Origin of the sequence: Iamia sp. (assembly GCF_035575815.1) — a bacterium.
Lineage (GTDB): Bacteria > Actinomycetota > Acidimicrobiia > Acidimicrobiales > Iamiaceae > Iamia.
Genome location: NZ_DATLXO010000025.1, coordinates 1 through 20759, shown reverse-complemented (window position 1 = coordinate 20759; position 20759 = coordinate 1). Strand labels below are relative to the sequence as shown.

Here is a 20759-nt window from a genome sequence, read left to right as displayed (position 1 = left end):
GTCCGTGGTCGATGAGGTGGTGGCGGGCGACGCTGGTGAAGATGTCGAGCACCCGGGGGGCGCTGGGGGCGGGGCAGGCGCGTAGCTCGGGGTAGAGCGGGATGTTGGCCAGCTCCGCTGCTTTCATGGCGGTGCGGATCTGTCGTTCGATGAGGGCTTCGGTGAGCAGGGCGAGGAACTGGCAGAGGAGGAGGGCTTCGATGCGGTGGGGGGTCTTGAGGTAGACGGGGGCGACCTCCTGGGGGCCTTTGAGCATGTGGTTCCGGCGCTCCAGGTTGGGTTGGTAGCGGTAGGCGGCGAGCACCTCGGCGGGGGTGATCGTCGTGTCGTTGGTGATGAGGGGGAAGCAGCCGTCGCTCGCCGCGTCGCGGGCCACGATGTTCTCCTTGACGTGCCAGGCCACGCGGTGGTGGGTGCGGGTGAGGCGGCGGTAGCGGGTGTTGGCCCCGGGCCGGCCCCGTTTCTCTTGCCGGAAGGTCTCCTCGGTGGTCTCGGTGACGGTGAAGCCGACCCAGCGGGTCGCGCCGGCGCTGTCGACCGCCGCGGTGGCGGCGGCTTCGACGGCGGCGACGGTGCGGATGCGGGCCTTGGGTGAGGCGAGCCGCTGGTTGAGGTCGTCGAGGGCGGCAATGCCTTTGGCGATGCGGGCTCGGCGGGCTTCGGCGTCACGGTCGATCTTGGTGGAGGAGCGGACCCAGATGACCCGGTAGCCCTCCGCTGACGGGGAGCGGGCTGTGGTGGTGTGCCACACCTCGTCGACCTCATCGTGGCGGCGGCCGGCCCGCCGGTGCGCTTCGGCCCAATCGGGGTCGTGGCCGCAGAGCCAGTCGCGGAACTCGGCGTCTTCTTTGCGGGAGCGGGGCAGGACGGTCACGAACCGGCCGCCGTTGCGGTTGATGTGGTCCATGGCGGCCCGGTTGGCGGCGGCCAGCACCAGGTCCTGGATGTTGGAGGAGAAGTCGGTGTTGGCGAACTCGCCCTCGCTGGAGCCGAGCCCGGTGAAATCGAAGCGCAGCACGCCGAATCCGCGGTCGGCCAGGCCGCGACTGATCCTCGTTGCCGCGGCGAGGTCCTTCGAGCAGGTGAAGCAGTGGGCGAACAGTGCGAAGGCGAGCGGTTCGCCGTCGGGCAGATCGAGACGGGCGGCGAGCTGGTCACCCCGGGAGCCGGTGAACGTCGCAGGTCTGGTGTCGGTGCGCACGGTTGGGGGAACCCGGCGGTGCACCGAGATCTTCCTGGTCGTCGGGCTCAGTGCGCTTGCTTGCGAAGCTGTCGGGCCCGAAGGTCGTCGGGCCAGCGGTGATCGAGGGGCACGATCGAGCCCGGCGGGTGCGGTTCCGTCGCCGTCTCGAGCGCCTGGCGAACGATCGTCTGGTGGAGTGAGCGGTCGCCGACGTCGCCGAGGGTGAGGCCGAAGGGATGAGCGACGAAGCACGCGAGTGACGGCTTCGAGATGCGGGTGATGGTTGGCACCTGGGTGATCGACACCGTCGGGATGCCGGCCTCGTCCAGGTCTCGCTGGAGCAGTCCGACCGACTGCTGGCAGACCGGTCAGGCGGGCACCAGCAGGGCGAGGTGGGCTTGCTCGTCGTGGATGCGCTCGACCGCCGTGGGGACGGCTCGCTCGAACAGGCGACGGCCCTCGGGGACGAACCCCATGGTTGAAACCACCGTCGGTGCGAGCGCGCCGATGAGCCCCTCCTCGGCCAGCCGTTGCAGCGTGCGCACCGGGTACACGACATCGAGGTCCTCCATGGCCCGGTCGGTGTCGTACCCCACGTGGGACAGCTGGACCTCGGCGTCGGCGGGCAGCAGTGCCGCTGCCCCACCTGCACCCAGTGGTCGGTCGTCCGGTCGGTGGGCTCCGGCAGTCGACACGAGCGTGACGATCGCCTCCGACAGGGGCACGGCGAGCGGTGTCCGGGCCGATGGGTCGTCGAACGCGACCCATTCGAAGTCGGCCACGCCCACGACCTCACGCACGAAGCGCCGCTCGATCTCCGCGAAGTCGGCACTGTCGTCAGCGAAGTCCTCCACGAGGATCAGGGCTGCTCGAGGTGGGCCTTCAGGGACTGGATGCCCTCCTCGAACACCGGCTCCATCGCCGTGGCCATTTCGTCGGGCGACCGGTTGATCTCGATGCTCTTCTCGATGCGGGCCATGTGGCCTCCTTGGTGGATGTACGTCTGGTGGACGAGAGCGGGTCGTTCAGGCGACCGCGCCGTAGACCAGGGCCAGCACGAGGCCGTAGACAGCGTGGCCCATCACGAACCCGACGGGGGTCATGGCACCCCAGTTCTTGCCGAGCACCCCGGGGGCGGCGACCGTGACCTCGCCGCGATCGTCCACGGCGACCGTGCGACCGTCGTCGGGTGTGCCGGCGCCGACAGGCTGGAGGCTCATGCGGGGGTGCATCTTGGGCATCATCGGCATGAACATCACCCCGGCGATGAGGGCGTGGACGACGCCGATGAGCAGTCCGACCCACCAGCTGTCGTCGTCGAAGGCGGTGAACAGGGATCCGTAGACGATTCCGAAGACCACCGTGCCCATCATCACGAAGTGGAGGATCCCGCCGATGGTGGTGGCGGTCTTGCGTTCGCCGGACACCATCGAACCGAGGACGAGGGGCATGGGCGGCATGTCAGTCATCCCGGCTCGTGCCGCCATCTGCATCATGGCAGTCATGACGAGGGTGGCGACGAAGCCGCCGGCGAGTGCTGCGAGGAGATCGAACTCAACCATGAAGCCGGAACCCGGTCCTCGCGTGTCGTATCCCGTCGAGCCCGGAGGGTTCGCTCAGACCGTGTGGGGTTGGTCGTCCCGCTCGGCGACGTGGATGGCCCATGCCGCGTTGACCAGGCCGATGTGGGTGAAGGCTTGGGGAAAGTTGCCGAGCATCTCCCCGGTGTCCGGGTCGATCTCCTCGGCGAACAAGCCGACGTCGTTGGCGCAGGACACCATGCGGTCGCACAGCTCGCGGGCGCGCCCGACCTCGCCGAGCAGCGCCCAGCAGTGGGCGAGCCAGAACGTGCACAGGGCGAACGCGCCCTCCTCACCGTCGAGCTCGTCCTCGGTGAGGTAGCGGTAGACGAAGCCCTGCTCGTCGGTCAGGTCGGTGGCGATGGTCTCGATGGTCGATCGCATCCGGGGATCGTCGGCCGGAAGGAAGCCCACGATGCCATCATCAGCACCGATGCGTCCGGCTCGTCGCTGTCGAAGCTCTGGGCGAAGGCGCCGAGGGGTTCGCTCCACGCCCGGTCGGTGATCTCGGCGCAGATCTCGTGCCGGGCCGCGTCCCAGCGTTCGACCTGCTCCGCGCTCGCGCCGATCCGGTCGGCGAGCTGGCAGGCCCGGTCGGCGGCCACCCAGCACATCAGCTTGGAGTAGGTGAAGTGGCGGGGTTCGCCGCGGATCTCCCAGATGCCCTGGTCCGGCTCCCGCCACCGGCTCACCGCGGCGTCGGCGAGGTCGCACAGGAAGCCCGCCGTGATGTCGTCGATCTCGCCGAGCTGCTCGATGAGCTGGCACGCGGCACCGAGGAGCTCGCCGTAGACGTCGAGCTGGACCTGGTCCCAGGCGCCGTTCCCGATGCGCACGGGGCGGCTCTCGCGGAAGCCGGCGAGGTGAGCGAGCTCGGCCTCGGGCAGGTGCCGCTCACCGCCGATGCCGAACATGATCGGCAGCGGATCTCCGCTGGTCATCCGGGTCCCCGCCGCGGTGGCGAAGAACCGGAAGAAGTGCTCGGCCTCGTCAGGGCACGCCGCCACCCACAGTGCCTCCAGCGTGAGGCTGGCATCCCGGACCCAGGCGTAGCGGTAGTCCCAATTCCGACTGCCGCCGAGGGCCTCGGGCAGCGAGGTCGTCGGCGCGGCGATCACCGCACCGGACGGGGCGTAGGTGAGGGCCTGCAGGACGCGGCCGCTGTGTGAGACCAGTTCCGCGTAGGGGCCGTCGTAGGACTGGTGGAGCTCGGACCACGACTCCCACGCGGCGATGGTGTCGTCGGCGTGCTGGAGCAGCTCGTCCTGGGCCCAGGGATCGGGTACCTCGCCCCAGGGATCGTGGAGTCGGAGCCCGAAGCCGAGGCGCTGCCCCGCAGCGATCGTGACGGTGGAGCGAACCGTCGCAGCCTCGGTGTCGATCTCCCAGCCTGGTCCGGCGATGAGCGCGGCGGTGGCGCCACCGCGAGCAAGGACAGCGCCGCCACCACTGGCCGTGACCTGGGGGCGGACGAGCCCGTACTCGGGGCGGAGCGCGAGCTCGGTGTCGATCGCGACCGACCCCTCGCACCCGACGACGACTCTGATGATGCCGGGCGGCGCATGCTGGCCGATGTGGTGGCCCCGCTCGTGCTCGCCGAGCGGCAGGAGGTCCCAGACCTCGACGCGACCGGAGGGTGTCTGCCATTCGGTGCAGACGGCCATCGTCTCGCCGAGGTAGCGGCGGGAGGCGGTACCGCCGTCGGTGGGGGCGAGCGACCAGTGCCCGGCGTCGGGGTCGAGCAGCGACGCCAGCACGGCCGGGGAATCGAACCGCGGGAGGCATGCCCAATCGATGGTGCCGTCGAGCGCGACGAGGGCCGACCCCTGGCAGTTCGAGATCAGGGCATGGTCCCCGATGGCCGCCGACGGGCCGCGGTGCCGATGGGCGTTGCTCACGGGCGGCTCAGCCGGCCTGTCGTTCTCCGCCGGCTTCGACCCGCACGCCGCGCCAGAACGCGACGCGCCCGGCGATCTCGGCGGCGGCCTGCTTCGGGGTCGGGTAGTACCAGGCAGCCGTCGGGTTCACGTCGCCGTCGACGACGACGTCGAAGTAGGACGCCTCGCCCTTCCAGGGACAGACCGAACGATGGTCGCTCGAGCGGAACTTGTCCCGGTCCAGGGACTCGATCGGAAAGTAGTGGTTACCCCCGACGACAACGGTGTCGTCGCTGTTTGCCAGGACGGTGTCGTTCCAGATCGCTCGGGCCATGATCGATGCTCCTGTGTCGGTGGACGGGTGGGGACGGGAACCCGTTGGTACGCCGTACTGTTCCTTACCCCGCAGGAGGCCGTAGGCGCGGGTACCGGCGGTGGAGCTGGTCGATGCTGCAGGGCTGGCGCCGCTGCATCGAGACACCAGACCCCGCTGGTCACACGCCGGGGGCGCGGCCCATGAGCCGGTGGGCGGTCGCGGTGGCGACGCCGAACACGAGGTGCGCCCTGAGGTCCTTGGCCAAGGTCTCCTTGTCGTAGCGCCAGATGGGTTCGTAGATGCCTGCGGCGCCGAGCAGCGCATAGGCAGATCCCCAGGCGACGGGACCGAGCAGGAGCCCCTCGGCCGCAGCGGAACCAGACCTGGAACGGGTCAGGACGCCATGGAGCGCCCCCCACTGCGATCCGGTGGCCCAGTGGACCACGTTGTTGGTCAGCGCTGCGGAGCGATCGGGAAGTTCCTTCCGCAACACAGTGTGTACGACTCGCCTCCCCACCTGCGCCGGCGCGCCCGCATCAGCGAAGCTCTTCGTGGACGAGGAGAACTCCCAGTGGATGAAGCTGTCCTCGCCACCGCTTCGTCGGTAGCGGGAGTACCAGAGCAGGTCCATGGCCAGCGTGCCGACGGCGCCGGCGACGGCGCCTCGGGCGATGGCTCGCAGCGGGCGGTTCGGGGCGGTCGGCATGTTCGTGCATCCTCCGGAGTCGGCAACCCACACATACCACGGAGACATTCCGCGCAGGCGTCGGTATCCACCGGTCCCGCGGAATGAACGAGGACAGGCAGCGGGTTGGACTGCCATGGTCACCGCGCTGATCCTTGCTGCGCTCCCGAGCCCGTCGTCCAACGCGATCGACATCGGCCCGTTGTCGATCCGTGCCTACGGCGTGGCGATCGGGATCGGCGTCGTGCTCGCGGTTCACATCGCCCAGCGACGGTGGGAGGCCCGCGGCGGTGACGCAGCCGACATCGGTTCCGTTGCGATCTGGGCGGTCCCTGCGGGCCTGGTCGGTGCACGCCTCTACCACGTCGTGACCGACTGGCATCGCTTCGAGGGCCGCGGGTGGCACGCGTTCGCGGTGTGGGAGGGCGGCCTGGGCATCCCTGGCGGCCTCCTGGTCGGCGTGGTGACCGGTGTCGTGGTGGCGCGCCGGCAGGGTCTGCCGGTGGCGGGCCTGCTCGACGCCGTGGCCCCGGCGATCCCGGTCGCGCAGGCGGTGGGACGGCTGGGGAACTGGTTCAACCAGGAGCTGTTCGGGCGACCGAGCGACCTGCCGTGGGCCCTGCGCATCGACCCCCAGCACCGCCCCGAGGGTTTCGCCGATGTGGCGACCTACCACCCGACCTTCCTGTACGAGGGCTTTTGGAACCTGGCCCTGGCGGGCCTGCTCGTGTACGTCGGCCGGCGATGGCGGCCCCGGCCCGGACAGCTGTTCGTCGGCTACGTGGCCGGCTACGCGGCGGGACGACTGTGGGTGGAAGCGCTGCGGGTCGATCCCGCGACCGAGATCGCCGGGGTGCGCGTGAACATCTGGGTCAGCTCGGCGGTGCTCCTCGCGGCGGTGGCCGTCCTCGTCGTCCGGTCTCGAGCCGGTCGCGTCGGCGTCCGGCCCAGGCCGGTCGGAACCGAGCCTGCGCAGCCGGGCACCCCGTCCTGTCAGGAGGTCGCCCGGATGCTGCAGTCGTTCCTCGACCGGGAGGTCGACGACGGCACGGCCGAGCGGGTGGCAGCGCATCTGGAGATGTGCCGGCACTGCGGCCTGGACGCCGACGTCTACCGGGACATCAAGGCGTCCCTGTCGCGTTCGACGCCGGCCGTGTCCGAGTTGACGCTCCGGCGCCTTCGGCACTTCGGCGAGGAGCTGAGCGCCGCGGCGAGCGGATCTCCGCAGGGGACAGGTATCTGACGATGGTCGAGCTCCTGTTGCCCCGTACCGACGGCGGGGTTCTCGTCCAAGTGGTCGTCGCCGTCGTGCTCTTCACCGGCCTGGGGTTCGCGGTCCGCCGCAACCGGGACCTGGTCGTCTTCGTGTCCGGGTTGGCGACCATCACCGCGGCGTGGTTCGCGCTCCGGACGGTGCATTGAGCGCCATGGTCGGGCCTGCGTCATCGACGAACGATCCGGGCCCGGCCGAGTACGAGCCGGGGGATGGGTGGTGGTTGCTGGCGGTCGTGGTCTCGATCGTTTTCGTCGCACTCGCCATCGTCTTGGAGGTGCTCGGGGGCTCGTTCGCGAACTCGCCCGTGCCGGACTGGGCGCACGTCGTCCCCATCGGTGGCCGAGCGGGCTTCGCGTGGTGTGGTGGGTGGCGGTGGCGGCGGCTGCCGGTCTGTTCCGGCTCGGTCTGCACCGGCTCGGCCTGGAGATCATCTCGACGGCGATCGTCTCCTACGGCGAGGCCAGGGACGCCTTCCCTCAGGCGCTCTCCCTGGCTCAGGACACCGGGTTCAGCATCAACTACGGGACCAACCCGTACACCTCGTACAGCTCGAGTGACCAACCCTTCCTGTTCGACGAGGAACCCGATCCTCGGTTCCCGGCGCTGTCGAGGGTGGTCGGTGTCACCGTCGGAGACACGGACAAGGCGTACCCCTTCGAGGTCATCAGCGAGGAGCGAGCCGTGAACGACGTGGTCGGTGACACACCGCTCGCGGTGCTCTGGGGCGGCGACACGGCCGATGCCCTCGACTCGGCGTCGATCGCCGCGGGGGATGCCATCGGGACCGGGATCGCCTACGAGCGCACGGTCGACGACCAGGTGCTGACGTTCGCCAGCGCCGGCGACGACCGGTTCACCGACGAGGAGACGTCGTCGACCTGGAACCTGCTGGGCCAGGCCGTGGACGGACCGCTCGCCGGCGAGCAGCTCGAAACGGTCCCGCACCGCAACGAGTTCTGGTTCGCGTGGGCCAGCTTCTTCCCCGACGGCGAGGTCTACTCATTGAGGTGAGCGCCACAGTCGCCTCGGCAGGGATCGGCGGCGAAGGGGTGCTCCTCGGGCGAGGGTCACGCGCTCGACGAGGCAGTCATCCGCAGGATCGACCCGGCGGCGAACGGAGCCGGCAGGTGCAGGCCCATGGGCTCGTACACCGACGGCGGGACCGAGATGTCGGCGACGAAGAGGTCACCGACGACCTGCGGCGCCACGCGGAGGCCGCTCTTCGGCAGTGCCAGCGTGAGGGTGGCGTCGGCGACGATGCACGGGCTGCCGACCCGTCCCGTGGTGGCGTCGAGTCCGCTGGGCAGATCGAGTGCCAGCGTGGGCGACGGCTGGCCGTTCGCCCAGTCGATCCAGCTGGCGGTCGGCTCGCGCGGGTCGTCGCGCAGGCTGTACCCGAGCATGGCGTCGATGACCAGGGACGCCGGCGGCGGCTCGGCGGCGAGCGGCACGCCCATGCGGCGCAGGATCCCGAGCTGGTGAGCGGGCACATCCCGGAGATCGTGCCCGGCCAGCGCGATGGCAACCGAAACCCCGCGGTTGTGCAGGTGCCGTGCCGCCACGAGGCCACCGCCACCGTTGCCACCCGGCCCGGCCAGCACCGTGCAGGTCGACGGGTGGTAGCGGGTGAAGGCCAGGTCGGCGAGGCTGCGGCCCGCGTTCTCCATCATCTGGACGAGTTGGATGCCGAGCTCGTCGACCATGACGCGGTCGACCTCGCGCATCTGCTCGGCGGTGATGGCTGGCAGTTCGGCCGAGGGGTAGGGCGTGGTTCCGCTCACCGATCGAGCGTCGCCAGGACGGCGTCCGCAACGTCCTCCGCGGTGATGCCGGTCTCGGCGAGTGCATCGGCGCCCGGCGCGGACAGCCCGAATCGGTCGATGCCCACCACGGCGTCGGCGAACTCGTGCCACCCTTGACACGCGCCCGCCTCGACCGAGACGGTGGGTCGCTGCGGCGGCACGAGCTGGTCGCGCTCGAACCCCGGGCGCGCCCGGAACCGTTCCCAGCTCGGCAGGGAGACGACCCGAGCCCCCACGCCTCGGGCGGCGAGCAGGTCCCGGGCGTCGAGCGCGACGTGCACCTCGGACCCCGTCGCCAGGATCGTGGCCTGGTCACCGTCGGCGATCACGGCCCCACCGACGTGCACCTGGTCGGTCGGCAGGCCGGGTAGTGCCTGGCGGGACAGGATCAGGGCCGAGGGGCCGTCGGACTCGAGAGCGGCTCGCCATGCGGCCGCGGTCTCGTTGCCGTCGGCGGGGCGCAGCACGGTGAGTCCGGGGATGGCGCGGAGGCTGGCGAGGTGCTCGATCGGTTGGTGGGTGGGGCCGTCTTCGCCCATGCCGACGGAGTCGTGGGTGAGACCGTGGGCTGCGGCATCGTCCTGCTTGGTGGTGCCGTAGCCGATGTGGCTGCCGACGACGACGAGCGTTGGCCGATCGTGCTCAGTCCGGGCTGCGTCGACGGCGGCGTCGAGGTCGGCGAGGTCGTTGACATCGTCAACGCGCAGGACGTGCCAGCCGTAGGCATCGAACCGCCGGGCGACGTGCTCGCAGAACGCCAGATCGGTGGAGCCCTCGATGGAGATGTGGTTGTCGTCGTAGAAGACGGTCAACCGGTCGAGACCGAGGGTGCCGGCCAGCGAGGCGGCTTCGCTGGACACCCCCTCCATGAGGTCGCCATCACCGGCGATCACCCAGGTCCGGTGGTCGACCACGTCGTGACCCGGGCGGTTGAACCGGGCCGCCAGCACGCGTTCGGCGATGGCGAGGCCGACGGCCATGCTGATGCCCTGCCCGAGGGGACCGGTGGTGACCTCGACGCCGGGGGTGTGGCCTCGCTCGGGATGCCCGGGGGTTCGTGAGCCGAGACGGCGGAACGACCGGAGGTCGTCGAGGCTGACGTCGTAGCCGGAGAGGTGCAGGGCGGAGTACTGCAGCAGGCTGGCGTGGCCGGCGGACAGCACGAACCGGTCACGGTCGAACCAGTCCGGCGTCGACGGGTCGTGGCGGATCCAGCGGGTGTAGAGGCGGGTGATCAGCGGCGCCAGGACCATCGCCGTGCCGGGGTGCCCGGATTCGGCTCGTTCGACGGCATCGGCGGCCAGGAACCGCACCGCGTCGATGGCGTCGCGCTCGGCGCCCGGGGTCATCGGCCCGTGATCGCCGTGGCCGCGAGCGACGACGTCGTCGCGCCACGTGGTCGTGGTCTGGGTGCTCATGGCTGCTCCGATGTGCTTCTGATGTGGATTTCCGGTGGCGGGGCCGCTTGCGTCCCGTGGTGGGTCAGACGACTCCCGGGAGGTGACTGCGATCGTTCCAGCGGTCGAGGACGCGGACCTCGCGCTTCCAGCCCAGCGCGCTCAGGCTGCCGGTTCCGAGGTCGAGGTGACGTCCGTGGACGATGTCGAGCCCGAGCCAGCGGATCGTGAGCGCCTTCAGGCTGTGGCCGTGCCCGAAGACCAGGACGTCTCCGCCGACCGCGCAGGTGTCCAGCAGCGCTGTCACCACGCGGTCGACGCGGTCCGACACGTCACCCGGGGTCTCTCCGCCGGGAGCGCCGTCGCGCCACAGCTCCCAGGCCGGATCCTCGGTGCGGATGTCGGCGGTGGTGCGGCCCTCGTACGCGCCGTAGTCCCACTCGACGAGGTCATCGCAGATCTCGGCCCGGTCGTCGAAGCCGGCGATCTGGCAGGTCTCCATGGCGCGTCGGAGCGGACTGGTCAGCACGCGCTCGAACCGGGCGCCGTCCAGGCGGCGGCGGAGGTGCTCGGTGAGGGCGCGTCCCTGGTCGGTGAGGGCGAGATCGGTCGTGCCGGTGTGCTGGCCGCTCAGGCTCCACTCCGTCTGGGCGTGACGGACGAGCACGACGCGTTGGCTCGGGTGCTCGGCGCCCTCATCCACGGCACGGCCCTGTCCGGGCGCGGTGCCAGGCGGCGGCACCGACCAGTCCGGCGTCGTCGCCGAGGTCGGCGACGAGCACCTCGATCGGCTCGGCGAGGTTCCGGGGCCCGTGGCGGTCGAGCGCCTCCCGCACGGGTGCGAGGAGCAGGTCGCCGTTGCGGCCGACACCGCCGCCGAGCACGATGGCCGAGGGCGTGAAGAGGAACGCCAGGTTCGTGACGCCGGCGGAGAGCACCTGGACGAGCTCGTCCCAGACGCGGCGCGCATCGGGGTGACCGTCGTGGACCAGCTCGACGACACGTGCGCCGTCAGCCGGTAGCCCGGCGAGCTCGGCTCGACGGCCCAGTGCGGTCCCGGACGCGAGGTTCTCGAAGCTCGCTGGCTCCCCTCTTCGATCGGCGGCGAGATCGAGCACGGTGTGGCCGACCTCCGCCAGCGAACGAGAACCGGCGACCAGGCGTCGGCCGAGCAGGACGCCGGCGCCGATGCCCGTGGACACGGTGAGGTAGACGATGTCGGCGTGTCGCTGACCGGCGCCGAAGTACGCCTCGCCGACTGCTGCGAGGTCGGCGTCGTTGGCGAGCGCGACCGGGACGCCGAGGCTTTCGGTGAGCGAGTGCTCCACGAGCGCGTCGGCCCAGTGGGGCGGCAGGTTCGGTGCGTGCTCCAGGCGGCCGAGCCGGTGGTCGACCCTTCCAGGTACACCGACGACCGCGTGTCCGACGGCCTGATCGGCCAGCACGTCGCCCACCAGGTCCATGAGCGCATCAGGGCAGGTAGCCGAGCGAGGGGTCGGCTCGGAACGACGGAGGAGCAGGTTGCCGTCGGGGGTCACGATGGCCGCTCGCATCTGGGTGCCACCGACGTCCACGGCCAACGTCGCGGAGCGATCAGCCATCGGCGCGTACCTCGGGGCAGTGCCACCCACCGTCGGCGGCGATCAGCTCCTCGGCCGCCTCCGGACCCCAGGAACCGGGTGGGTAGGAGACCGCGGGTGGCTGCCTCTCGAGGGCAGGGGCGACGATCCGCCAGGCTTCCTCGACGCCGTCGGCCCGAGCGAAGAGCCGCTGGTCGCCGTCGAAGGCGCTGTCGAGCAGCCGGGCGTAGGCCTCGTCACGAGGTCCGTCCCGGCTTTCGTCGTAGTCGTAGGTCAGGTCGACCGGGCGGCTGTGCAGCTCCTCTCCGGGGTGCTTGATCTGCACGGAGACCGAGACCCGTTCACCGGGCTTGAGCCGGAACAGGAGGTGGTTGGGATGGGGCAGTTCGGTGTCGGTTCGGGCGAAGAACAGTCGTGGCGGCCGCTTGAACTCGACCAAGACCTCGGTGGCCGTGGTCGCCAGCCGCTTGCCGGCCCGGATGTAGAAGGGGACGCCCGCCCACCGCCAGGAGTCGATCTCGGCCCGGAGCGCCACGAAGGTCTCCACGTCGGAGTCGGCGTCGACACCGTCTTCGTCGCGGTAGCCGTCGTACTGGCCCCGCACCATGGCATTCGGATCCAACGGCGGCATGGCTGACAGCACCTTGACCTTCTCGTTGCGCAGCGCTTTGGCGCTGGCGTCGACCGGCGCGTCCATCGCCACCAGGGCGAGGACCTGGAGGAGGTGGTTCTGGACCACGTCGCGGACCGCTCCCACCTCCTCGTAGAACGAACCCCGACCCTCGACACCGAAGTCCTCGGCCAGGGTGATCTGCACGCTGTCGACGTAGTGACGGTTCCACGCCGGTTCCAGCAGCAGGTTGGCGAAGCGGAAGACCAGCAGGTCGAGCACCTGCTCCTTGCCGAGGAAGTGGTCGATGCGGAACACGGCCTCCTCCGGGAACCGATCGAGCACGCACCGGTTGAGCGCCCGTGCCGAGGCCAGGTCCCGGCCGAAGGGCTTCTCGAGCACCACCCGGCCGTGCTCGTTGAGACCGGCATCGGCGAGCCCGCCGATCACGGTCTCGAACAGGGACGGGGGGATCGCCAGGTACAGCAACGGGCGCTCGCTCGAGCCCAGCGCGTCGACCAACCGACCGTAGGTGTCGGCCTCCCGGTAGTCGCCGGCCACGTACGTCAACGCCCCGACCAGCCGGTCCCACGCGGCCGCGTCCACACCGTCACCGAACTCCTCGACCGAGGCGCGCGCGTACTCGGCGAGTTCGTCGGTCGACCAGTCCGAGACCGCGACTCCCACCACCTTCTCCGGGAGCGCGCCGGCCTGAGCCAGCTCGTGCAGCGCCGGGTACAGCATCTTCCTGGCGAGGTCGCCGGTGGCGCCGAAGAGGACGAGGGCGTCGCTGCGGTCGCTCATGACGACTGCACGACGTGGCCACCGAACTGGTTGCGCAACGTGGCGATGGCCTTCATGGCGGGGGAGTCGTCCTGGCGGGAGGCGAACCGGGCGAAGAGCGCCGCGCTGATGGCCGGCGCGGGAACGGCATGGGCGATCGCCTCCTCGACGGTCCAGCGGCCCTCACCCGAGTCGTCGGCGTAGCCCCGCACGGAGGCGAGGCCTGGATCCTTCGCCAGGCCCTCCGCGAGCAGGTCGAGCAGCCAGGACCGCACCACGCTGCCGTGACGCCAGACCTCGAGGGAGGCCGGGACGTCGGCGAGGTCGGGGTCGCGGTCGTAACCGACGACGTCGTGGCCCGCTCGGCGCAGCCGCTCGGACATGTTCGCCCCCATCTTGCCGAGCCCGATGATCGAGATCTTCACGGTCGTACCTTTCGTCGCTCGTCTTCTGATCGCAGCTCCCCGGCCTTCGTTCGGATGCAACCGAGCAAGCGTTCGAACGCATCAGCGAACGAGGTGTCTCCTTCTGCTTGCAGCGCTTCGCCGAGCGCCTCGAGATCGACGCCTTCCGCCGCGGCCCGCCGTACCCAGACCTGCGCCTCGGCGCTGTCCGTCGGCATCGTGCCCACCACCTCACCGGTTCGGGCGAAGGCGAGCATCGTGGCCTCCGGCATCGTGTTCACCGTTCCGGCCGCGGCGAGGGTGCTCACGTAAAAGGTCTCGGGCAGTGCGGGGTCCTTGGTGGAGGTGCTGGCCCAGAGCAGGCGTTGGGGCCGAGCGCCGGAGAACGACAGACGTCTCCAGCGGTCACTGGCCATCAGCTCGCTGTGGGCGGAGTGAGCCAGCTGCGCGCTGGCCACGCCGAGACGGTTGTGCAGCTCCGACGGCAGCCGTTGGTTGGCCTTGGCGTCGATCCGGGAGATGAAGTACGACGCCACCGATGTGACGTCGAGGTCGTCACCTGCGTCGATGCGTCGCTCGAGGCCGCGGAGGTACGCCTCGGCGACCGCGCGCCACTGGTCGAGGGAGAAGAGCAGTGTGACATTGACGTTGACCCCGAAGACGGTCAACTCCTCGATGGCGCCGATGCCCTCCCGTGTGCCTGGCACCTTGATCATCGCGTTGGGTCGATCCAGCCGGGTGAACAGCTCCGCACCGAGCTGGACCGATCCTTCGGTGTCGTGCGACAGCCGAGGCGGGAGCTCCAGCGAGACGAACCCGTCACTACCACCACTGGCCTCGTAGGTGTCCCGCAGCACGTCGGCAGCATCCTGGATGTCTCGGATGGCCACCTCCCAGAACAGCGCTTCGGGATCGTCCGTGCCGTGCTCGACGGCGAGCCGCAGGGCGTCGTCGTAGTCGCTGCTGCCCGAGATGGCCTGTTCGAAGATGCTGGGGTTCGACGTCACCCCGCTCACGGCGTACCGGTCCACGTACTCCCGCAGGCGTCCGCTGTCCAGCAGGGCCCGATGGATGTTGTCGTACCAGACGCTCTGTCCGAGGTCCTGAAGTCGATGCAGTGGCGTGCTCATGTGGTTCTCCCGGTGGCGGTGTGGGTGGGCGGTCTCCGAACATGTGGCGCCGGCATGCGGGTGGAGCGGGAACCCGGAGCAGACCGGTTGCATTCCGATATGGCCGCCAGTGGCGCGTTCTGCTCATGGGTCGGTCGAGTTGTCGCATAGCGTGGAGTCTCATGGCCTCGACCCGTGCGACGGACCGCTGGCGGGCCCGGGCAGGATCGGCGGTGGTGCTCGCCGCCGTGCTCGCCCTCGGCGCATGTGGGACCGATGGGACCGAGACCAACGCGCCGACGACCGACGTCGAGACTACGATCGGCGCCGACGATGACGTCGCGGACGAGCAGGAGGAGCTCTTCCCTGACGTCCTCGAGGTGGAGGTCACCCCGGTCGACGACGGCCGCTACGAGGTGGCGGTCACGCTGTCGTCGCCCCACGACACGCCGGAACGCTACGCCGATGCGTGGCGGGTGCTCGACGAGGAGGGCAACGAGCTCGGCCGCCGCGAGCTGGCCCACGATCACGCGGCCGAGCAGCCCTTCACCCGACAGACGACGGTGGAGATCCCCGACGAGGTCGACGAGATCACCGTCGAGGGCCGGGATCAGGTCAGCGGCTACGGCGGCGCCACGGTGACCGTCACCGTTCCCCGCGACGGCTGAGGTCCATCGCAGCTCGCCAGCGCTGCGGGCGCCGCAGCCGGTGGCGAGCACCGGATGGTGGATCGGGAATGCCGAGCCCGAGGTGCGGGTTCCGCTTCCGATACGTATCCCAGGCGAGGAGTCCCCGTGCACACGGTCACTGTGCCCCTGCGGAAGTCCGTCGTCCCGGTACTCGCCGTGCTCGGGCTGACCCTTGCCGCCTGCGGTGGCGATGTCGACCCGGTCACGGCGCCGCTCCCAGGCGGCTCCCCCGACGGCACCACGTCCACCAGCGAGGCCCAGGCCGCGGAGGAAGCCCGGGCGATCGTCGGCGACGTCGTCGACTTCGCCCTGACCAGCGACGAGTGGCCCGGGGCGTTCGGGTTCGTCACGATGCGCCTTCGAGAAGGTGCCTTCGACGGCAACGACGTCTACTTCGTCCGGACCGACGCCTCCGACGAGTCCTTCGCCCAGGCCGAGGAGCTCGTGTACGTCCCGAAGCTCGCCTCCCTCACTGGCGAGGGCCTGTCGGGCGCGGCGTACGTCGTCGAAGACGCCTCCGACGACCAGCCCACCGTCTTCTCCACCGAACCGGGCCGGGACGACTACACGCCGGCGTGGAGCCTGCACCGGGTCACCTGGTCGGGCGAGCCGCGCGTCGTTCGCTCCGAGGCCGAGATCCTCGATGCCGAGCGCTCCGGCGACCTGACGATCGAGCGCACGAACATCGTCTTCAACGGCGGCATGGTCAAGTGGTCGTCGGGCGAGATGGCCGTCGACGACGAGCGCACCGACTACCTCGGCAAGGGCCAGCTCCTCGAACCCGTCGACACCACGGTGCTCACGGCCACGTTCAAGCTCAGCCAGTGCTTCCCGGCCAGCCGCTACTTCGTGCTGGACCACTCGATGGAACCGATGGCCGACATGACCCACACCCTCTTCTCCCCGCGCCTTCAGGACGGTCCGTCGCAGGCTGGTGCCACCGGACGCACGAACGTGTTCATGAACGGCGTGTCCGGCCCGGGCCCCATGGGGTTCCAGCCATCCGCGTTCGACTTCGACGCCGGCGACCCAGCCTGGTCGCCGTACTGGGACCACTACGCCTACTCCTGGACCGACGACGCCACCGCCCGCGTGCTCCGGAGCCAAACCGAGATTCACGAGGCCCGCGATGCGGGCGAGCTCGAAGAGTTCCCCGGCGTGCCCGACACGAACGGCACCGTGTTCACCGTGAACTGCCCGGTCCCCGTGCTGGCCCCGACCACCTTCGAGGCCTGAACGGCCCGGCCGCAACGTCGCCGGAATACCTGACCTACCTGGTCGGGTTTGCGGGTATGTGGGACCAACAGGCTCCCATGCCCCGTGAACCCGACCCAGGGAGGTCATCGCATGACCAAGAGCTGCACGACCCTCGACCTCGACGCCTTCGAGTCGACCAAGTCCGCCGTGGAGGCCGACCCGACAGCTGGTCAGGGCAGCTTCCGGACCACCACCACATGGGAGGACGGCGCCCGAGCCCGCACCGTGGCCCGATCCTTCACGATCGAGACCGACGAACCGGCACCGCTCGGCGGCACCGACGAGGCCGTCGATCCCATGGAGCTGCTCCTCGCGTCCGTGGGCACCTGCCTGACCATCGGCTGGGTCACCAACGCCGTGCGACGCGGCATCGACTTCCGCGACCTGCGCATCGACGTCTCCGGTGACTACGACCTGCGCGGCTACCTCGGCATCGACGAGACCCGCCCCGGCTTCGGGTCCATCAGCTACACGGTCCACGTCGACACCGACGCCGACGACGCAACGCTCGAGGACATCCGCAAGGCCGCAGAAGCGGGCTCGCCGATGGTCGACAACGCCGCGAATCCGACGCCGCTGCGCGGCTCGGTCCAGCGCGCCAGCTGAACCCGCCCCCGAAGACGATTGACGACAGGAGAACCCCATGGCCGAGCGTGTCCGCTTCTACTTCGACCCAATCTGCCCGTGGTGCTACCAAACCTCCCGGTGGGCCCGCCGCTTGGAGGAGCTCGGCATCGTCGACCTCGATTGGGGCGTATTCTCCCTCGAGCTCCAGAACCGGGGCAACGAGCCCGAAGATCTGGCTCGAGCCCACGCCCGCTCCGAGCTCGCCCTCCGCACGGCCATCGCCGTGCGTGACGAGGTCGGTGCCGCCGGCGTGGGCCGGTTCTACGAGCGCCTTGGCGCACGCGTGCACGAGCAGGGAGAACCGCTCGACGACGCGACAACGGTGACGAGCGCCCTCGCCGACGCCGGGCTCCCAGTTCGGCTGGCCGGCGAGGCGATGGGGGATCGCTCGACCCTCGAGCGCGTCGCGGCGGAGCACCGAGAGCTGTGTGACCGCACCCGGAGCTTCGGGGTCCCGACCGTCGTGCTCGACGGCGGCGAGGGACCGGCCATCTTCGGGCCGGTCATCGTGGAGGTTCCCGATGACGACGACGCCGTTGCGCTGTGGGAGCACGTGTCCTGGCTGGTGCGCCACGACAGCTTCGCTGAGCTGAAGCGAGAGCGCGACCGCTCGCCCGATCTCGAGTCGGTTCGTCGGTGGCAGCAACGCCAAGCTGACCGGGCCGCGTCCTGAGATGGCTGCGCCACGGGTCGTGGTGTTCGACGCCATCGAGACGCTGTTCTCCCTCGACCCGCTCAGGGCCCCGCTCCGAGCCGCCGACGCTCCTGAGACGGCGCTCGACACCTGGTTCGCCCGGCTACTGCGCGACGCGTTCGCGCTCACGGTCGCCGGCGGATACGCAACGTTCCGCCCGGTGGCCGAGGGAGCCCTGCGATCCGTCCTCGCCGACCACCAGGTGCCGGCCACCGACGAGCTCGTCGAGGAGCTCTTCGCCACGTTCAGCACCCTGCCCATCCACGCCGACGGACCGCCAGCCCTCGAAGCCGTCGTCGACGCCGGCATCCCCGTTTACGTCCTCACCAACGGGACGCGGAAGACCACCGAGCAGCTGCTCCAGAACGCAGAGATCGACCACCTCGTCGACGCAGTCGTCACGGTTCACGACACCGGTCGATGGAAACCGGCGCCGGAGCCGTACCTCCACGCCGTCCGGATCGCCGGCGTGCACCCATCGGAGGCCGCTCTCGTGGCCGTGCACGGTTGGGACATCTGCGGCGCCCGCTCCGCCGGGCTGCGGACCGGGTGGTGTTCGAGGCTCGAGCACCACCTGTCGCCGGCGCTCGGACCCGCCGATGCAACCGGAACCTCACTGCTCGAGGTGGTCCAGGTGCTCCTCGACTCCTAACTCCGCCTGGGCTGGCCGCTCGTCGGCCAGCCCGGCGGGCCGTCGGGCATCAGGCTCGGACTTGGACCATCTCCCGTCGGGTTCGTTCAGGTCAGAGCGGGCTCGAGACCGACGGCGCGGTCGGCGCTCACGTTCCCGGGACCGAGTAGGAGCAGTGCGACCAGGCCAGCGAGCAGAGCGATGTCGAGCTCCGCGCCGGGCATCGGTCCGGAAGAGATGATCCCGAGATCCGTCTTGACGAACAGGAGCGCACCGGTGAGGACGCCGGCCAGGGAGGCTGCAGCGAGCCGGGTGCCGATGCCGGCCAGCAGGGCGATGCCGCCGATGATCTCCAGCGCCGTCACGAGCGGCGCAGTCAGGGCCGGCGCGGGGATGTCCATCATCGTGAACATGGTCTCGACGCCGTCGATGCCACCACGGAGCTTGTCGAAGCCGTGGTAGGTCATCAGGCCCCCGATTGCGAGGCGCAGGACGAGCGGCGCCAATGAGCTGATGCGGGACAGTGCGGTGTTGAATCGGGTCATACGGACTGAACCCCCCAGATCTCCTGGAGTACCAGTTCGGGTGACTTGGAGCGCAGCACCGCCCGTGGTCCGCGCTGGTGGGTCTTGAGCTCGTCGAACGCGGTCTCGATCTCCCATCGCTGCGTGTACGCGGCAGCGAGTTCGGCGGCGGGGGCCTTGCGGTGGTCGAGGATTGAGATAGGGCTCTTCGGACCGTTCCGTCGGTTCTTCGATCCGACGTCCGGTCGGCCCGTCGATCTCCATGTTTGAGTTGGTGGCGGAGGCAGGATTTGCCCTGCGAGGATCGAGGGTCAGAACCGCTCACGCCGGGCCGTCACCCGCTTGCCCCGCAGGGTGGTGGAGCGCAGGCCCTCGATGACCTCGTCGACCTTGTCCGTCGGCACCTCGACCAACGAGAAGGCGTCCGCGATCTCGATGGCACCGATGTCGCGGCCGCCCAGGCTCGTCTCCCCGGCGATGGCCCCGACGAGGTCCCCGGGGCGGATGCGGGCACTGCGGCCGGCGCTCACGAACAGGCGGGTCATTTCGGCGCCGGTGGCGCGGTGGCGAGTCCCGCCGTCGGGTCGACCACCCTGCGAACCGCTGTCCTCCGACCGGTTGCCATCGGTTCGATCGGCCGGCGAGGAGCGGCCCTTCGACCCCCGCCCCGACGAGGCGCCCCGCCGCTGGTCACGGTCGGGAGCGAGGTGCACGACAGGGATGTCCTCGTCGTCGTCACCGCCGACCGCCGCGGTGGCCTCGTGGGCCATCTTGACCGCGGCGAGGGCCACCTCCATGAGGTCGAACTCGTCGCTCAAGGATTCGACGACGGCCCGCATCGAGTCCACGTCGTCGTCGACGAGGATCTCCTGGAGCGCGGCGCGGGTCACCTCCAGGCGTCGAGCCCGGAGGTCCGACACCGACGGCACCTGCTCGACCGCGATGCGCTGCTTGGTGACCCGTTCGATGGTCTTGAGCTGCCGGTGCTCGCGCGGCTCGGCGAGCGTGATGGCGACGCCCTCGCGCCCGGCCCGGCCCACGCGCCCGATGCGGTGCACGTAGGCGTCGGGGTCCGACGGCACGTCGTAGTTCACGACGTGGGTGAGCTGGTCGATGTCGAGGCCCCGGGCCGCGACGTCGGTGGCCACGAGCAGGTCCGCGGTGCCGCCCCGGAGGCGGTTCATGACCCGGTCGCGCTGGCCCTGGTCCATGCCGCCGTGGAGGGCTTCGGCCCGATAGCCCCGACCGTTCAGGGTTTCGGTGAGCTGGTCGACCTCGGCACGGGTCCGGCAGAACACGATCGCCGCGTTCGGTGACTCCACGTCGAGGATCCGGCCGAGGGCGGTGGCCTTGTGAGAGCGTTTCACGAGGTAGGCGGTCTGACGCACCTTGGGCGGCTCACCACCAGGGGTTGTCTCGCGGCCCATCGAGATGCGAGCCGCGTCGGTGAGGTGCCGCTTGGCGATGGCCTCGATGCGACCCGGCATGGTGGCCGAGAACAGCACCGTCTGACGTTCGTCGGGGGCCCGGTCGAGGATTTCCTCGATGTCCTCGGCGAAGCCCATGTCGAGCATCTCGTCGGCCTCGTCGAGGCCCACCGTCGCCACCGAGTCGAGCACCAGTGACCGTCGCCCGATGTGGTCGATGGCGCGCCCGGGGGTGGCGACCACGACGTCGACGCCTCCGTCGAGGGCGCGCAGCTGGCGGAAGATGGGCTGGCCGCCGTAGATCGGCA

23 protein-coding genes and 2 pseudogenes are annotated in these 20759 nt (G+C 70.2%); 8 read left to right on the top strand and 17 right to left on the bottom strand.

The genetic code is table 11. The features are described 5' to 3' along the window. The 7 genes and pseudogenes from VNL12_RS02260 to VNL12_RS02230 form a co-directional block, all read right to left on the bottom strand. Nucleotides 1-1225, bottom strand: a 1225-nt coding sequence (locus VNL12_RS02260) for an IS1634 family transposase (RefSeq protein ID WP_422653718.1), incomplete at its 3' end; no start/stop codon positions are given. 23 nt (nt 1226-1248) lie between these two features. Continuing rightward, nucleotides 1249-1473, bottom strand: a complete 225-nt coding sequence (locus tag VNL12_RS02255; RefSeq protein WP_325591149.1) for a hypothetical protein — start codon at nt 1471-1473, stop codon at nt 1249-1251. 78 nt (nt 1474-1551) lie between these two features. After that, nucleotides 1552-2037: a glycine/sarcosine/betaine reductase selenoprotein B family protein gene (locus VNL12_RS02250; RefSeq protein ID WP_325591148.1), complete on the bottom strand. Its 486-nt coding sequence runs from the start codon at nt 2035-2037 to the stop codon at nt 1552-1554. 171 nt (nt 2038-2208) lie between these two features. Continuing rightward, nucleotides 2209-2745 (bottom strand): DUF6789 family protein, encoded by a 537-nt coding sequence (locus VNL12_RS02245; protein WP_325591146.1) that lies wholly within the window; start codon nt 2743-2745, stop codon nt 2209-2211. A gap of 54 nt (nt 2746-2799) precedes the next feature. Further along, nucleotides 2800-4661 (bottom strand): annotated as a pseudogene (locus VNL12_RS02240) (glycoside hydrolase family 15 protein). Between the two features lie 7 nt (nt 4662-4668). Continuing rightward, a complete protein-coding gene (locus tag VNL12_RS02235; protein ID WP_325591145.1) occupies nt 4669-4974 on the bottom strand; it encodes a DUF427 domain-containing protein in 306 nt (101 codons plus the stop codon). A gap of 160 nt (nt 4975-5134) precedes the next feature. Then, complete coding sequence (locus VNL12_RS02230; RefSeq protein ID WP_325591144.1) at nt 5135-5662, bottom strand: hypothetical protein; 528 nt, start codon at nt 5660-5662, stop codon at nt 5135-5137. Between the two features lie 115 nt (nt 5663-5777). Between VNL12_RS02230 and lgt the strand changes: the two genes are divergently transcribed. From lgt to VNL12_RS02215, 3 genes are all read left to right on the top strand, one after another. Then, complete coding sequence (gene lgt, locus VNL12_RS02225) at nt 5778-6884, top strand: prolipoprotein diacylglyceryl transferase (RefSeq protein ID WP_325591142.1); 1107 nt, start codon at nt 5778-5780, stop codon at nt 6882-6884. Nucleotides 6885-6886: 2 nt separating this feature from the next. After that, the gene (locus VNL12_RS02220; protein ID WP_325591140.1) at nt 6887-7063 is read left to right on the top strand and encodes a hypothetical protein; all 177 of its coding nucleotides are present in this window, start codon (nt 6887-6889) and stop codon (nt 7061-7063) included. Between the two features lie 208 nt (nt 7064-7271). Then, complete coding sequence (locus tag VNL12_RS02215) at nt 7272-7928, top strand: DUF3179 domain-containing (seleno)protein (protein WP_325591139.1); 657 nt, start codon at nt 7272-7274, stop codon at nt 7926-7928. Nucleotides 7929-7984: 56 nt separating this feature from the next. Here the strand turns inward: VNL12_RS02215 and VNL12_RS02210 are convergent, their stop codons facing one another. The 7 genes from VNL12_RS02210 to tal form a co-directional block, all read right to left on the bottom strand. Further along, nucleotides 7985-8698, bottom strand: a complete 714-nt coding sequence (locus VNL12_RS02210) for an NAD(P)H-hydrate epimerase (protein WP_325591137.1) — start codon at nt 8696-8698, stop codon at nt 7985-7987. Continuing rightward, nucleotides 8695-10068 (bottom strand): transketolase family protein, encoded by a 1374-nt coding sequence (locus tag VNL12_RS02205; RefSeq protein WP_349257780.1) that lies wholly within the window; start codon nt 10066-10068, stop codon nt 8695-8697. The genes VNL12_RS02210 and VNL12_RS02205 overlap by 4 nt, the downstream gene beginning before the upstream one ends. A gap of 133 nt (nt 10069-10201) precedes the next feature. Then, nucleotides 10202-10819: a histidine phosphatase family protein gene (locus VNL12_RS02200; RefSeq protein WP_325591134.1), complete on the bottom strand. Its 618-nt coding sequence runs from the start codon at nt 10817-10819 to the stop codon at nt 10202-10204. Beyond that, entirely contained in the window at nt 10812-11717 is a 906-nt protein-coding gene (locus VNL12_RS02195) for an ROK family protein (RefSeq protein ID WP_325591133.1), read from the bottom strand. Before VNL12_RS02195 ends, VNL12_RS02200 begins: the two co-directional genes overlap by 8 nt. Next, nucleotides 11710-13110, bottom strand: a complete 1401-nt coding sequence (gene zwf, locus VNL12_RS02190; protein ID WP_325591132.1) for a glucose-6-phosphate dehydrogenase — start codon at nt 13108-13110, stop codon at nt 11710-11712. The genes VNL12_RS02195 and zwf overlap by 8 nt, the downstream gene beginning before the upstream one ends. Continuing rightward, nucleotides 13107-13514 carry an NAD(P)-binding domain-containing protein gene (locus tag VNL12_RS02185; protein ID WP_325591130.1) on the bottom strand — a complete coding sequence of 136 codons (408 nt, stop codon included), beginning with the start codon at nt 13512-13514 and terminating at the stop codon, nt 13107-13109. The genes zwf and VNL12_RS02185 overlap by 4 nt, the downstream gene beginning before the upstream one ends. Further along, complete coding sequence (tal, locus tag VNL12_RS02180; protein WP_325591129.1) at nt 13511-14623, bottom strand: transaldolase; 1113 nt, start codon at nt 14621-14623, stop codon at nt 13511-13513. The genes VNL12_RS02185 and tal overlap by 4 nt, the downstream gene beginning before the upstream one ends. 161 nt (nt 14624-14784) lie before the next feature. Here tal and VNL12_RS02175 point away from each other — a divergent pair, with 161 nt between their 5' ends. The 5 genes from VNL12_RS02175 (at nt 14785) to VNL12_RS02155 (ending at nt 18521) form a co-directional block, all read left to right on the top strand. After that, nucleotides 14785-15270 (top strand): hypothetical protein, encoded by a 486-nt coding sequence (locus VNL12_RS02175; RefSeq protein ID WP_325591127.1) that lies wholly within the window; start codon nt 14785-14787, stop codon nt 15268-15270. 126 nt (nt 15271-15396) lie between these two features. Next, nucleotides 15397-16527 (top strand): DUF7482 domain-containing protein, encoded by a 1131-nt coding sequence (locus tag VNL12_RS02170; protein WP_325591126.1) that lies wholly within the window; start codon nt 15397-15399, stop codon nt 16525-16527. A gap of 111 nt (nt 16528-16638) precedes the next feature. Continuing rightward, nucleotides 16639-17154, top strand: coding sequence for an OsmC family protein (locus VNL12_RS02165; RefSeq protein ID WP_325591124.1), 516 nt, complete (start codon nt 16639-16641; stop codon nt 17152-17154). A gap of 37 nt (nt 17155-17191) precedes the next feature. Beyond that, nucleotides 17192-17848: a DsbA family protein gene (locus VNL12_RS02160; RefSeq protein ID WP_325591123.1), complete on the top strand. Its 657-nt coding sequence runs from the start codon at nt 17192-17194 to the stop codon at nt 17846-17848. A 1-nt stretch (nt 17849) separates the two neighbouring features. After that, complete coding sequence (locus VNL12_RS02155; protein ID WP_325591122.1) at nt 17850-18521, top strand: haloacid dehalogenase type II; 672 nt, start codon at nt 17850-17852, stop codon at nt 18519-18521. Nucleotides 18522-18607: 86 nt separating this feature from the next. On the opposite strand, the gene VNL12_RS02150 is transcribed toward VNL12_RS02155, so the two are convergent. The 3 genes and pseudogenes from VNL12_RS02150 to VNL12_RS02140 form a co-directional block, all read right to left on the bottom strand. Further along, nucleotides 18608-19045 carry a DoxX family protein gene (locus VNL12_RS02150; protein WP_325591120.1) on the bottom strand — a complete coding sequence of 146 codons (438 nt, stop codon included), beginning with the start codon at nt 19043-19045 and terminating at the stop codon, nt 18608-18610. 11 nt (nt 19046-19056) lie between these two features. After that, nucleotides 19057-19311: pseudogene (locus VNL12_RS02145) on the bottom strand (transposase); the annotation flags it as partial. Nucleotides 19312-19335: 24 nt separating this feature from the next. Beyond that, on the bottom strand, nt 19336-20759 hold a 1424-nt coding region (locus VNL12_RS02140; RefSeq protein WP_325591119.1), incomplete at its 5' end, for a DEAD/DEAH box helicase.